The sequence below is a fragment of the Staphylococcus sp. HMSC069E10 genome (assembly GCF_001809205.1).
In the GTDB taxonomy this organism is placed as follows: domain Bacteria; phylum Bacillota; class Bacilli; order Staphylococcales; family Staphylococcaceae; genus Staphylococcus; species Staphylococcus hominis.
In genome coordinates this window covers 123,152-137,368 of the sequence record NZ_KV796492.1, presented here as the reverse complement: position 1 = coordinate 137,368, position 14,217 = coordinate 123,152, and the positions used below count along the sequence as shown (strand labels likewise).

General features: G+C 28.3%; 13 protein-coding genes and 1 pseudogene. 8 read left to right on the top strand and 6 right to left on the bottom strand.

Annotation, left to right across the window (positions count from 1 at the left end):
- Together HMPREF2561_RS09295 and HMPREF2561_RS09290 are read left to right on the top strand one after the other, a co-directional pair.
- Positions 1-926 (top strand): YeiH family protein (locus HMPREF2561_RS09295; protein ID WP_070468709.1); only part of this gene is annotated, 926 nt, incomplete at its 5' end.
- A gap of 319 nt (positions 927-1,245) precedes the next feature.
- Positions 1,246-1,854: a recombinase family protein gene (locus tag HMPREF2561_RS09290; protein WP_000583537.1), complete on the top strand. Its 609-nt coding sequence runs from the start codon at positions 1,246-1,248 to the stop codon at positions 1,852-1,854.
- A 204-nt stretch (positions 1,855-2,058) separates the two neighbouring features.
- On the opposite strand, the gene qacR is transcribed toward HMPREF2561_RS09290, so the two are convergent.
- Entirely contained in the window at positions 2,059-2,625 is a 567-nt protein-coding gene (gene qacR, locus HMPREF2561_RS09285; protein ID WP_001832666.1) for a multidrug-binding transcriptional regulator QacR, read from the bottom strand.
- Between the two features lie 177 nt (positions 2,626-2,802).
- Here qacR and qac point away from each other — a divergent pair, with 177 nt between their 5' ends.
- From qac to HMPREF2561_RS11055, 3 genes and pseudogenes are all read left to right on the top strand, one after another.
- Entirely contained in the window at positions 2,803-4,347 is a 1,545-nt protein-coding gene (gene qac / locus HMPREF2561_RS09280) for a QacA/B family quaternary ammonium compound efflux MFS transporter (RefSeq protein ID WP_070468707.1), read from the top strand.
- Between the two features lie 204 nt (positions 4,348-4,551).
- Complete coding sequence (locus HMPREF2561_RS09275) at positions 4,552-5,112, top strand: hypothetical protein (protein WP_001077893.1); 561 nt, start codon at positions 4,552-4,554, stop codon at positions 5,110-5,112.
- A gap of 63 nt (positions 5,113-5,175) precedes the next feature.
- Positions 5,176-5,310, top strand: a pseudogene (locus HMPREF2561_RS11055) (HAD hydrolase family protein); the annotation flags it as partial.
- Positions 5,311-5,493: 183 nt separating this feature from the next.
- Here HMPREF2561_RS11055 and HMPREF2561_RS09270 read toward each other — a convergent pair.
- The 3 genes from HMPREF2561_RS09270 to HMPREF2561_RS09260 form a co-directional block, all read right to left on the bottom strand.
- Complete coding sequence (locus HMPREF2561_RS09270) at positions 5,494-5,991, bottom strand: DsbA family protein (RefSeq protein ID WP_228452120.1); 498 nt, start codon at positions 5,989-5,991, stop codon at positions 5,494-5,496.
- 138 nt (positions 5,992-6,129) lie between these two features.
- Positions 6,130-6,393 carry a hypothetical protein gene (locus HMPREF2561_RS09265; protein ID WP_048679959.1) on the bottom strand — a complete coding sequence of 88 codons (264 nt, stop codon included), beginning with the start codon at positions 6,391-6,393 and terminating at the stop codon, positions 6,130-6,132.
- A gap of 8 nt (positions 6,394-6,401) precedes the next feature.
- Complete coding sequence (locus tag HMPREF2561_RS09260) at positions 6,402-6,680, bottom strand: hypothetical protein (protein WP_231098523.1); 279 nt, start codon at positions 6,678-6,680, stop codon at positions 6,402-6,404.
- 716 nt (positions 6,681-7,396) lie between these two features.
- On the opposite strand from HMPREF2561_RS09260, the gene HMPREF2561_RS09255 reads away from it, so the two are divergent.
- Positions 7,397-8,005 carry an NDxxF motif lipoprotein gene (locus HMPREF2561_RS09255; RefSeq protein WP_048679962.1) on the top strand — a complete coding sequence of 203 codons (609 nt, stop codon included), beginning with the start codon at positions 7,397-7,399 and terminating at the stop codon, positions 8,003-8,005.
- Positions 8,006-9,309: 1,304 nt separating this feature from the next.
- Here HMPREF2561_RS09255 and HMPREF2561_RS09250 read toward each other — a convergent pair.
- Positions 9,310-10,674: an FAD-dependent oxidoreductase gene (locus HMPREF2561_RS09250; protein ID WP_049434678.1), complete on the bottom strand. Its 1,365-nt coding sequence runs from the start codon at positions 10,672-10,674 to the stop codon at positions 9,310-9,312.
- 772 nt (positions 10,675-11,446) lie between these two features.
- Between HMPREF2561_RS09250 and HMPREF2561_RS09245 the strand changes: the two genes are divergently transcribed.
- A complete protein-coding gene (locus tag HMPREF2561_RS09245) occupies positions 11,447-12,055 on the top strand; it encodes a stage II sporulation protein M (RefSeq protein ID WP_049415249.1) in 609 nt (202 codons plus the stop codon).
- A 561-nt stretch (positions 12,056-12,616) separates the two neighbouring features.
- Here HMPREF2561_RS09245 and HMPREF2561_RS09235 read toward each other — a convergent pair.
- Positions 12,617-13,048 carry a universal stress protein gene (locus HMPREF2561_RS09235; RefSeq protein ID WP_048680008.1) on the bottom strand — a complete coding sequence of 144 codons (432 nt, stop codon included), beginning with the start codon at positions 13,046-13,048 and terminating at the stop codon, positions 12,617-12,619.
- 895 nt (positions 13,049-13,943) lie between these two features.
- Between HMPREF2561_RS09235 and HMPREF2561_RS09230 the strand changes: the two genes are divergently transcribed.
- Complete coding sequence (locus HMPREF2561_RS09230) at positions 13,944-14,216, top strand: hypothetical protein (RefSeq protein WP_017175582.1); 273 nt, start codon at positions 13,944-13,946, stop codon at positions 14,214-14,216.
- Position 14,217: the final 1 nt, after the last annotated feature.

Below are 14,217 nucleotides of genomic sequence, written 5' to 3'. Positions count from 1 at the left end.
TAGCTATATTTTTTACTTTGCAACAGAACCAGATAGGTGCTTTAACAATTGCTATACTGATTGCGATTTTATATAGACATTTTAAGGGTTATCCTGAAGCATATCGTTCAGGAATCGCATTTTCGTCTAAACGGTTACTGAAATTAGCTATTATATTATATGGATTAAAGTTAAATATTTATGATGTAATTGGAAAGGGTAGCGATTTGTTATTAATCGATATTGGAGTCATCCTTTTTAGTATCGGATTAATGTTGTTACTAAATAAATATATTAAAGGAGATAAAAACCTCATCCTATTATTAGGTATTGGCACTGGGGTGTGTGGCGCGGCAGCTATTGCAGCAGTATCTCCAATATTAAAATCTAGAGAAAAAGATTCTGCGATTAGTATTGGTATTGTCGCACTTATTGGTACTATATTTTCGCTTGCATATACTGTAATATATTCTATTTTTACAATATCTCCTGAAGTATTTGGGGTCTGGTCAGGTACAAGTTTACATGAAATTGCACATGTAATTCTTGCTTCAGACTTCTCAGACCAAGAGGCTTTGAGTATGGGACTGTTAGAAAAACTGGGACGTGTGTTTTTATTAATACCTCTGAGTATTATTTTAATTTTAATTATGAGAAAAAAATCGCATAGTGAGAATGAAAAAAAGCGTATTGATGTACCTTACTTTTTACTTGGTTTTGTCATGATGGCATTATTCCATACTTATGTATCCTTGCCACACATGGTTATGCAAATTATAGATAATATCACTACTATATGCTTATTGATGGCAATGGTTGCATTAGGGTTAAATGTTTTATTTAAAGACTTAAAAGCTCGTGCTTTCAAACCATTAATAGCTGTCATTATTGTATCTATTTGTTTATCAACTGTGACATTTATTGTTGCTAAGTACTTTTATAGTTAGACTATAAGTATATTAAAAAATTGATATAGATTCTCACAAACAAACACAACACATTGAAGGCATTCCATATTACTACGGTCAAAAAAAGATCAGCCTTTTTCTTACTAGGCCTATTCTTCTTTATTATTACTGACATATCAAGCTTTACAATGCATATTCCTACTTACCTTGACAGTTTAATTATAGTAAATTTCAATATTTCTATTAACTATGGAACAATATAATTTAGGGTACACCCTAATCATACAAAGAGAGTTATTGAATTTATAATAACTTAAACGTATGATTAGGGTGTATATTAATTGTGGAGTGAAAATGAATGATTATAGGTTATGCAAGAGTATCTTCGGTAGATCAGAATTTAGAGAGACAGCTAGATAATTTGAAAACATTTGGCGTAGAGAAAATATTTACAGAGAAACAATCGGGAAAGTCAGTAGAAAATAGACCCGTATTTCAAGAAGCACTTAACTTTGTGAGAATGGGCGATAGATTTGTAGTAGAATCGATTGATCGCTTAGGTCGTAATTATGATGAAGTGATTAACACAGTTAATTATTTAAAGGATAAAGAAGTTCAATTGATGATTACTAGTTTACCTATGATGAATGAAGTGATTGGTAATCCACTATTAGATAAATTTATGAAAGATTTAATCGTTCAAATCTTAGCAATGGTTTCAGAACAAGAACGAAATGAAAGTAAACGTAGACAAGCACAAGGTATTCAAGTTGCGAAAGAAAAAGGTGTGTATAAAGGACGCCCTTTACTATATTCACCTAATGCTAAAGATCCTCAAAAACGTATTATCTACCATCGTGTTGTTGAAATGTTAGAAGAAGGCAAAGCAATTAGTAAGATTGCGAAAGAGGTTAATATCACAAGACAGACAGTTTATAGAATTAAAAATGGTAAGGGATTATCTTGATAAATGGATTGTTAATGCAAATGAGATCTTCTCACAGCGTCCTAAATTATATGTTATTCATCTATTATGAGATTCTAATAATAAGACAAGAAAAGAGAGTGCGAATTCGCACTCTCCTTTTGTGTAGTACTATTGAAATTTTGTCTTAAAAACGAACGTAATTTAGAAATAATATTTATTGGTATTTCAAGAATATATATATAATTATTTACTAAGTCCATTTAAAAAAATTTGAGAGAACTTGTTCATAAGTTTAATTCTTTCATTAATATTTTGTTCATGTGTAAAGGTAACAATTCCATTAACAGCGTTTGCTGCTATTTTACTAACAGCATTAACATCATTAATACACCATTCGCCATTTAAATTACCCTCCTTAAAAATTACATGATAAGCATCTATATATTTGTTTTCTAATTTATTCATTTTTTCATTAATGCTATTAGTTTTATAATATTCAGTGCAAAATTCAATTATTGCGTTTTGAAGTGGATAATAGTATTCGGTTGTTAAAGATAGTTCATTATATAAATAAAATTTTTCTCTATTAGTTTTACATTTGATTTGTTCCTTTTTCCACTGTTCTTGCCATTTAGATTCTTCTATATTTAAAATTTCTAAAAATAGATTTTCTTTTGTTTTAAAGTGATAATAAAGATTCCCTTTACTACTTTCTGATAATTTAACAATTTCTCCAGTAGTAGTGGCATTATATCCATTTTTTATAAATAATTCCTTTGCGACACCTAGTATTTTATCTTTCAAGTTCATCACGCCTTTAATGAGTATTAAGTACTATCAATGATAGCACAAAAAATTCAAAGAATAATTGTATAACACAATACAGCCATTTAAATTTCGCAAGATTTTTTGTTGTAATATGTAAAAAAATAGATTACAATCCTTATAGACCGATCGCACGGTCTATAAGGATTGGAGGGAACTTAAATGATTTCATTTTTTACAAAAACTACTGATATGATGACATCAAAAAAAAGATGGACTGCACTAGTAGTATTAGCTGTTAGTTTGTTTGTTGTTACAATGGATATGACAATATTAATTATGGCTTTACCGGAATTAGTAAGAGAGTTAGAGCCTTCTGGTACCCAACAGTTATGGATAGTTGATATATACTCTCTTGTTTTAGCTGGCTTTATAATTCCATTGAGTGCCTTTGCTGATAAATGGGGAAGAAAAAAAGCATTATTAACTGGATTTGCTTTATTTGGCCTCGTTTCATTAGCTATATTTTTCGCAGAAAGTGCAGAGTTCGTAATAGCTATTCGATTTTTACTTGGTATTGCAGGTGCTTTAATAATGCCAACTACTCTTTCAATGATAAGAGTAATTTTTGAAAACCCTAAAGAAAGGGCCACTGCATTAGCTGTATGGTCAATCGCTTCATCGATAGGTGCTGTTTTTGGACCAATTATCGGAGGAGCTTTACTTGAGCAATTTTCATGGCACTCGGCATTTTTAATTAATGTACCGTTTGCGATAATAGCAGTTGTAGCAGGTTTATTTTTATTACCAGAGTCTAAGTTATCAAAAGAAAAGTCTCACTCGTGGGATATTCCTTCTACAATTTTATCAATTGCAGGCATGATTGGACTGGTATGGAGTATCAAAGAATTTTCAAAAGAAGGACTAGCAGATATTATTCCATGGGTTGTAATAGTATTAGCAATTACCATGATAGTGATATTTGTTAAACGTAATTTATCAAGTTCTGATCCAATGTTAGACGTAAGACTTTTTAAAAAGAGATCATTTTCAGCTGGTACAATTGCTGCATTTATGACAATGTTTGCAATGGCATCTGTTTTGTTATTAGCTTCACAATGGTTACAGGTTGTGGAAGAACTTTCTCCTTTTAAAGCTGGCTTATACCTATTACCTATGGCAATAGGAGATATGGTGTTTGCACCAATTGCACCCGGATTAGTGGCGCGATTTGGACCGAAAATAGTGTTACCTTCCGGAATTGGAATTGCAGCCATTGGCATGTTTATTATGTATTTCTTTGGTCATCCATTATCATATTCTACAATGGCTTTAGCATTAATTTTAGTTGGAGCTGGTATGGCTTCACTAGCAGTTGCATCTGCTCTAATAATGTTAGAAACACCTACATCAAAAGCAGGTAATGCAGCTGCTGTTGAAGAGTCTATGTATGACCTTGGAAATGTTTTTGGTGTAGCAGTACTTGGTAGCCTATCTTCTATGCTTTATCGTGTATTTTTAGATATTTCATCTTTTTCATCAAAAGGTATAGTTGGAGATTTAGCTCATGTAGCTGAAGAATCTGTAGTGGGCGCTGTCGAAGTAGCTAAAGCTACGGGGATAAAACAGCTTGCAAACGAGGCTGTAACATCATTTAATGATGCTTTTGTAGCAACTGCTTTAGTAGGTGGGATTATCATGATTATCATTTCAATAGTTGTCTATTTGTTAATTCCCAAATCACTTGATATAACTAAACAAAAATAGTACTAAACATATATTTTTAGATATTGTAGATTAGTTTATTTTTAAAATTAGTAATAGTTAAAAAGTAGAACCATTAATTTTAAATGGTTCTACTTTTTTATTATTAAGTAAAATTATAAAAGACAATTTCTTAAATTAATAATATGATATACCTATATCTAATAATTTATTAGTATTAATAAACCTTGAAAGGATGATTAACTGATGAATAGAGCAGATATTTTTAAAATATTTGATGTAGAACTTAATATAACTATATTTTTAGGAGCACTAGTAGCAACTTTCATCTATTTTATAAGTTACATGAACAATGTAAATGAATTAATTACATTATGCTTAACATTAGCTTTTCCTGCATATTTATTAAAAATTAGCAGATCGTTCGAGGTTATTTTATTAGAGGAAAAAATAAAAAATAGTAAAATCAAAATCTGTGACAAAGATAGAATTGAACGAGAGATACTGGTGAAAAAGAACCTAATAGATGAACTATTGTTTCCTAATAGAGTTATTAAAAAATATACACTGACAATTTTAATTTACAGTATAGGTATTATTATTCTTTTACTACTTTGTAATATGTTAAGTTATGGAATTGGTGAAAATGTCAATTTTATCTGGAGATTACTAGCTTGTTATGTAACGAGTGTCACAGTGATTATAGTTGCCTTGATTATAATGATAATGATATTTGATCTTATAATTGGATTACTATTAAATTTTCAAATATTTTTAAAAAATAAAAAGTATGATGACTTTTTATAATTATTCGATTTATATAATGAAAAATTAAATGATTAAACATAGAAACCTCAAAACAAACCATATTTAATAGAGTTTATGGCGCCTTATACAAATAAAGGCTATGCTGTTAAAGAATTATGTAGCTATCTTCAGATTAATATGGATGATGTTTATACTATTGGCGATAGAAAATTGATTTACCTATGTTTAATACCCTAGATAATTCTTCTGATAATTTAGTTTTTGTTAGAGTTTAACATAACTGATGATTATGGGTAGTATCTTTGTATAACTTATTCATTTCTTTGATATAGTGTTTCTTCAATTTCAGCTATTTTTTCTAATATATTTTTAATATCGATTTTTGAAAATTCATCAATATGATTACCTTTTTTAAATTAATTACTTCAAATACTTTTTATATTCTGTATAACTATAAGGATCTTTCAATTTTTTACCATTTACATAAACAGTTGGCGCCTCTTTAACTTTTTTATCTTTATAAAGTTTTATATCTTTCTGAGCATCTTTCCAAGATTGACTATTTTTAGTTTTATAGTCTTTTTTAATTTTTTTTGCTTTTTTATCACTAATATTGAGTTTATCAATTTGTCGGTCAATTAATTGTTCAGTTAACCATTCATTTTCATGATTAGGTTGTTTTGAAAAAATTAATTTTTGAAATTCTAAATAACGGTTAGGGGCAATATTTTGAACTACATGACCAGCTCTAGATTCTTTGATTGCATCTTTACCTAAGAATGCCATATTTACAAATTTATAATCAGCCTTATCTTTATCAAGATAATCTTTTTGTAATTTAAGCACAATATTAGTTTCTACTTTTTTACAATAAGGGCACTTGTAGTATCCATAAATAATTATTTTCTTTTTGAGCATCCTACTAAAATAAAAACAAGACATATTATTAAAATTACGTTACTCTTTTTCATATTTTTTCTCCCACAAAATATATAGCACATCAAATATTTTAATATTTGATGTGCTATAGTTTAATCTTATATATTCATTATAATATTAAAGTATAAATATAAAGAATATAAGAACAACTACTATATTAATAGGTAACAATGTGAAGCACATTTTTTTTGCTTTTTCCTGTAGTGAGTATTCTTTACTTAAATCACGTTCAATAAAAAATGTACTTCCAATTAAGATAATAAATAATAAAATATAAAGTAAAAGACTTTTAATCACTAAGTTTGTCATTGGAATTGCAAAAATAAATAAGATAGTTGCTTGACTTATAGTGAAAAAATATTTATCTATTAATTTTTTCATCTTTTCACCTACGCATGATTACAAGCAATAGATTCTCCAGCATATAACGCTCCCATTCCTGCTGCGACTCCCCAGCCAACAGGTCCGCTAACTCCTAATGTTACCATTGCTCTTGATGTAGCTGTAGTATGAGCAAAACCAGTTACAGTTATAGCATCGCAAGCATCTCTATTACTCGTACTTGTACTATTTTTTTGTTGTTTTTCAACTTCTTTTTTAAAAGCTACTAAATTTTCTTTCGCTTTTTTACCATTTTTTCCTTGCATAGTTTTATTATATTGATTCACATAGTTCTCAACATCATTAACTGTAACATCTAAACTAGAATTGCTTAGTTCATTCTTTAAATATTCTTTATCAATAATTTGTAATTCACCATTATCATTTCTTTCGAGATTATCATAAATAATATTGGCTATATTTTGATTGATTTTGTAATCTTCTTGATTAGCCTCCTAATATTTTTATATTTAAACCTTAACAAAAAATCATATTCTATTTAAACATCTAATTTACATTTTTTATTATTTATTTATAAAATTTTATAATGGTGGCTAGCAATTAGCCACTATTTTTTCGTGAGAAAAAATCCTAAGGGACTTGGAGATGTTCCCCCAACAAGCCGGAGACACTACCATGTATGTGGCTAGAAAAGCCAGTACTCCAAACCACTATATTACTTAAATAACCTTTGCATGTTTTATATGCTTAGGTTACGTTAAGTAATAACTTTCGAAGAAAGCGTGGTGAGAATGAATGAGTGAACGAGATACATTTGTGGTTAGCGACGATACTCTTAGGAAAAACCGAAAACCTAACCGCAAGGAGCCACAAGGGAGAAGTCGAGAGAAAACGCCTAATTGATTAAATAAAAGTAGAGATATGAGAGAAGTTCAAAGTGAAAAGTACGATCAAGATTTAGAATATAATCGAAAAGAATTTTTAAAACAACTTGAAAAAGATTGGTAAGAATAAAGAAAAGCTTAAAAAAGGAGAATTTTAAATGAATTTAAAGAAATTTTTTGTGTTAATAATGGTTTCTCTTTTATTTTTTTCATTAACTGCTTGTGGTAACTCTACAGAAAAATCAAAAAATCAAACTTCTAATAAAAATGAACTACCAGCAATACCTAAACAAGTATTTTCATCTAGTAAAATTAATGAAAATATCAGTAAAAAAGAAATTAAAAAGAGTGTTTCAAAATATTTAGATATAAATCATGCTTTAATTGAAAATATTGAAAGTTTAAGTAATAAAGATAACTTAAATAAAAATGAGTTAAAAAAATTAAATTCATTAACTGAAATGAATGATAAAAATGATAGTAATTTTTCTAACTTTATTCAAAACACTAATTTACCAAATGGATATAAAGATGGAGTGTTTAAAACTAAAGATTATATAACAACTGCTAATCAGTACTTAAAAAAATTGAATACACAAATACAAAAAGTAAATAAAAATTCTAATTCAGATAATCTATCTATAAAAGATATTGATGAAATAAATTCAATTAATGAACAATATAAAAAAGACGTAAATGGAAAAAAACAAAAAGAAGTAGAAACATTTTTAAAAGATAAAAATATAAAAACTAAAGCATTTAACTAATAAAATACTTAGTTGATTTTTGAGTGATTAAAATTTTATACACGAATGTGATCATAAAGTTTTAGAACGAATTTGCGTCCACCTTTTATTTTTTATATAAATAGTCACCAATAAATTCTACTAAAAAATGAATAATTGTACCTAAAATAATAGCTAATAAACAAAGTAAGATAATACTATATTTGTCGCTTAGTGAAAATAAAGAATACAATAAAATCAAAATTACAACTAATGTTGTTTTAAAAGTGTTTTTGAAAGTCTTTTTATTTATTTTCCTCATCTCCTTCTCTAAATTTAAATTAACAAAAAATAATATTTACATAAATGAATTTTTTTATTATCAGTCTATAAAAGTTCTATATTCAATAAAAAGAAGAATCAAAAACCAACCATTAGTATTATTCTAATGGCTATTATCTTGGTCATTTAGGCTATTTAATGTTTATTTTACTAACAGAATAAATCTATATAATATTAACTAATAAAAATAGATAATAAAGTGTCAGATCAATGGTATATAAAGGAGGAATAAACAGTAGTAAAGAAAAGACTTAAACGCTGTTAAATCAATGTTTAAACCTTTTAATTTGTTTGACATAATCAGTGATTTATAGGAAGTTATTTCGTATATTATATATATTTTAAGCCTGTTGTTGAGACATTTATTGAAAATATTGCTTATAATGAAACCAAATTAATAAACATTAATAGCTATATTTTTATTTATTAATTTGATGATTTGAAACTATGAGTGGCTAGTAAAGATGAAAAAGTACTCTTAAACTTTGATGTTATAGGTTTTTTACGTTTTTTATGCTTTTTTGTTTCTGTGGGAATGATAGCGCTCAACCGGCATGGTTGACCACTTTTCATACTAACTTTTAAGTTTGTATATAAATGGACAGTGTCTAAAAAATTATTCACTGGTTTTGTTCAAATTTTAGTTGGTGTACTTAAAATACAGTTATTTGACTCATATTTGCGTTTTAAGAGCTTATATAAAATTACCTCTAAATCTTTGAAATACCCCTTAAATTTAAAAATAAAGGTATTTAAAAATGAAAAAAGCTACTAGTGAAATCAAGCAAATCGTGAAGAATTGGAAAAAGAAAAGAAGGTTAATCAAACTCGCCACATTAAAGAAATGTATCTCTAAATAAAGTAAGAATCGATGAGTAGGTATGCAGACTTATCGATTCTTTTATATGCTTTCAAAGGGTTGGAGTCTCTTTGAAATAGTATTAAGCTCATTAAAAAGGTGCATCTCCCTGAGGAGAGACGCACCTTTTTTTGTCCGTAAGGGTTTAGAAGAGTTGTTTGTCTTTAGGGAAGACATCGTCGCCTAGTGCGCGTTGTGCTAGGATGTTCAAGTAGTTCCATGGACGGTTAAAGTCTGGTTGGAAGAAGAAGTCGACTAATGCGAGTTCTTCTAATGTCCAGCCTGCATTGACTGCAACCGATAGTGTGTTGATAGATTCTACTAAGTCTTCCGTACTCATAATTTGTCCGCCCAGAATGCGATGTGTATCTTCATCGAACATGATTTTAAGATGAACTGTTGTATCGTCTTGACGGAATTTAGGACGCACAGGTACTTCGATATATTTTGCTCCTAAGTTGCCGTCGTAACTGTCTTTTTCTGTTTCATGTACGCCTGTTTGACCGAATTTGTAATCGAATAAAGAAAGACCAGATGTGCCTGAAACGCGTGGCATCTTCATGTCTTTGCCTGCCATGTTGCGTGCTGCTACGTAACCTTGACGACGAGAGTTAGTTGCAAGTGCAATATAGCGGTCTTCGTTGATAGGCGCAAATGGAATAAGCGTTGCGTCGCCACTTGCATAAACGTCTTTTTCTGATGTTTCTAAGCGGTCGTTGATTTTGATAATGCCTTTTTTACCGAGTTCAACTTTGCCGTCTAACCATTCTGTTGCAGGTTTAACGCCGACAGCAAATAATACTGTATCTGCTTCGTATTCGCCGTCATCTGTGACTACGGCTGTGACATTGTTGTTATCGTCTGCTTTCAAGGCTTTAACGCTCGCATTTCCTTTGAATTTTAAGCCGTGTTCGGCAATGTTTTTCTCTAAAATATCTGTAAATTCTTTATCTAAATAAGTGTTGATAATACGATCGTGGTCATCCATAAGTGTTGTATCGATGCCGGCTTTGGTAAAGGCTTCGGCTGCTTCGATACCGATATAACCGCCGCCGACTACAATGGCTTTCTTCGCATGTTGCATGCGTTCTTTGATTTTGCCGGCCCATTCTTCACCACGCATAAATAAGACATTATTGTACTCGTTGATGCCATTGATTGGTAGTTCGTTTGGTACAGCGCCTGGGCTTAAGAATAATTTATCATAAGAGACTTCTGAAGTGTTGCCATCTTTTTTAATAGTCACGGTTTTATTTTGAGTATCTAAATCCGTTACCGTTGTTTGAAGATGCAAGTTCACGCCTTGTTCTTTTAACGATTCTGCATCTGCATAATGCAAGGATTGTAATGATGGTGCAACATCTTCTAAATAACTTTGAATACCACAAGATAAGAATGAAGGTGTCTCGGCACTTTCAAATACTTCGATTTCCGCCTCTGGATCTGATATTAATAATGTTTCTATTGCAGCATAGCCTGCATGTGATGTTCCGACTACTACGTATTTCATAATAGTGAAGTCCTCCTTTGGTTGAGCATTTCCGCTCTTCTTTATCTATTTTAAAAGTTGATTTAATTTTCTTCACATTTGTATTTACCCTTCAGAAGGCGTTTTATTCAGTAGAGTAGGGTAATATAGGCAGTGTTAATAAAATTGTTATAATTGTGATCGTTTTAGGATATTTGTTGTTTATTTTATTAACAGAATAAAGATACAAATTGAGAATATTCGTTTTAATATAGATAATACAAATAAGATTAATCAAATAACAACTAACGATTTTACTTTATTATTCTAATCACTTATTTGAGAAATAGGAGTTTTTTTAATGAAGAAAAACAAAAAAGTAACCATTAATACTACTTTTCATGTAATTAACTGTATAATGATCTTTATCGTAGCCGCATTGTTAAAAAAATATGTTTTATCAAACACCATGATATTTTAGGTACGATACTTTATACAATAATTATGCTAATAAGCGCAGTAGTAATATACAATGTTCATTTATACTTTTTAAAAAAATTAAAAAAATAATTCATGAAGAATGCTCTTTTTTGTTAATTTATACTGTAAAATTAACTTTGAAGTATGTATAGGTATACAAAATTATCATAAAAGTCTAAAAAAAATAGACGAATTAAATTGCCCGTTTTTTATGCATGTAAGACTAAATAAAGATACAAAATGTACGTCAATGAGAATAAATGAAAACTTATAATCAAGATAAGAAGAAACTCGTTTCACTCGTTTTAAAAAACAAGAGAAAAAGGAGTAGATCATGTTAAAAATCAAAGACGAAAATTATTTCAAAAGATCACTAAAAATATTCATAATAGCAACAAGTCTTTTATTACTAAGTTTCACTCTATCAATTATATTCAATCCATCATTTGAAACATTTAAAAATATATCAAATAAAGTACCTTCTAGTCTTGATAATGCACAAGGTTTAAATAAACTATGGCAATATATATTAAATAATGCCATCCGAGTCCCATTTCAAATGTTTATCTTTTCTTTAATCCCAATACCATTTCTATATTTTTTAAATATAGTTTCCACAAGTATAATTACAGGAATTGCATTTGGTTTCGCAATCCATTTTGATTTTAATAAAGGTCTTCTTATGGTTTTATCTTCTATACCACATGCAATAATTGAAACATTCGCAATGTGTTTTGTTATCAGTGGTTTATATAAATTAAATAAAACAATCATTAGAAAAATAAGTAATCTTTTTAGAAAGAATAAAAAACAGAATTTTTCGTTTGTATTAGCTTTTAGTAATTTACTTAAAATATATTTTCTAATTGCTTTGCCTTTATACATACTCGCAGCATTTTTAGAGACATACTTTACAGATTTTATTTATAACTTATTTACCTAACATCAATGTTGCTTTATTCCAATTGTTTTATTTTGGAGGCTAGTAAATGATACCTGTCATAAGACAATTTATTTCATTTTTTTTAATTTTAGTAACCTATGGATTAATACACAGAGGCTACATGAATATTAGTTGGGATATTCTAATAATCATGTGTGGGATATTTTTCGGTTTTCTCGTTATGTTTTATTTTTCAGTTTATAAAAGTTCAGAATTCAGTAAAAGAAAAATAAAAATAATAGCCTATATCAGTTCTATGTTAACGATTATTATTATTTTTATCCTGGGACATTTAACATGGATCTTATTAACAAAATAAATTTCAGTAAAATAGCTCACACTATGCCGACATTCGTCTACAAGTTTAGTTAAGAGTTCTTCTCAACTTCAATAAATTTTCTCGGCATAAATGCGTGTCTAATCTTTTTTAGAACGACTAATCAAAAAATAATCTAAAAAATCACAAACCAAAATTAAAAAAATAAAAAAGCCTAAATACTTTCTCACAAATCGAGAGAGTATTTAGGCTTTTTGAATTAATAAATTTCTTACTTCTTATGTTTATTTAACAATTAGTACTGGGACAGAACTTCTTTTAGCAATCTTATGTGTAACATCTCCTAAAACATGTTTAATATTCAAATCGACTCTATGATTACTCATAATTACTAAATCAAATTCACCATTATTTATATCTTTAGAAGTAATTTTTTCTAAGATTGTATCTTTAATATGCCCAAAATCTACATCTATTTTATATTGAATATCTCTTTTTTCTAATTCACGTAAAAATGGAGTGAGTTTTTTTTCTTTTTCTCTAATAATATCTTCTTTATGCTTATTATAATACTTGACACTAATTGCAAGATCATTTTCTGTTACAACGTGATAAATTACAACAACTGAATCTTCATCGGTGACTTTTTCTAAATAGTCAGGGATAGCACTAAAATCATTTTCGAAATCATAGGGTAATAATATATTTTTGAACATCTACACCAGCCTCCTATTACTTATTATTTAGATGTCTATTACTTATATATACCCTAAATATATATACTTATTCTGGTTCTGTTGCAAAGTAAAAAATATAGCTAACTACTATTTGAAATTTTAAGATACTTTTTTAGAGCATTTAGAGAGATTTATAGAATAATAAACAGGTTAAAAAGTAATAGGAAAATAGGAATTTGGATAAAAAAATCAATCCTATTTATAGCATTGACGTCGACTGAAGACTATGAAATCAACTAAAATAATAGTATTCAGACAATTTAAAGTGGTCTTGTAACAATTGTAAATAGTATGCAATATTAGAGGTTATAGTATCGATCAATTCTTATTCAATATTAACTATAAGTATTGTTATATCAGCGTTTATGATAATTTTAAAAAGAGCACTTAATTAAAAGAAAATAGAGATATAGATGTATTCTAATATTGATTGGACCATTTCAATTAATATTATTAAATAAGCAGTTAACATAAGTGATAATTATCAGAAGTTCCGTCACTATAAAACTAATTATTATCCATTTTTATCCTTTCTTTAAGATTGAGAGATAGTAAAAAAGTTAACTACACTTGTAGCTAACTTTTTTTGTTCGAAGAAAATAAAAATGCACCTAAGAATAATAAAGGAAAAATAACGAATAAACGAGTAATAAAAAAGTTGGTAGGTAAAAATATATAAATAATAAAAGATAATATGAAACAAAGAAAATATATTTTTTTATTTGTACTCATGTCATCACATCTCCAGTATTATTGTATTATAACTTTTTTAATTGTTCTTTAGGTTGCCAATCTCCGCTATTAGTTCAGAACATTATCTAAAGATTGCTACCAATCTAAAAATATAATACTAATGTAGGAGGCTAATAGATAAATGATAACTTTTATATACCAACTTATTTTATTTTTTATAATTATAGGAACGTATGCTTTAATGCGTGGAGGATATATGGATATTGAATGGAATTTTTTATTATCTATGTATGGCATGTTCGTTGGATACTTGGTAATGTTCTATTTTTCGATTTATACTAATACTGACTTTAGTAGAAGAACAATAAAAATAATAGCAACAATCAGTATTATTTTAATGACTATTATCTTAGTTATTTTAGGACATTTGTTGTTTATTTTATTAACAGAATAAA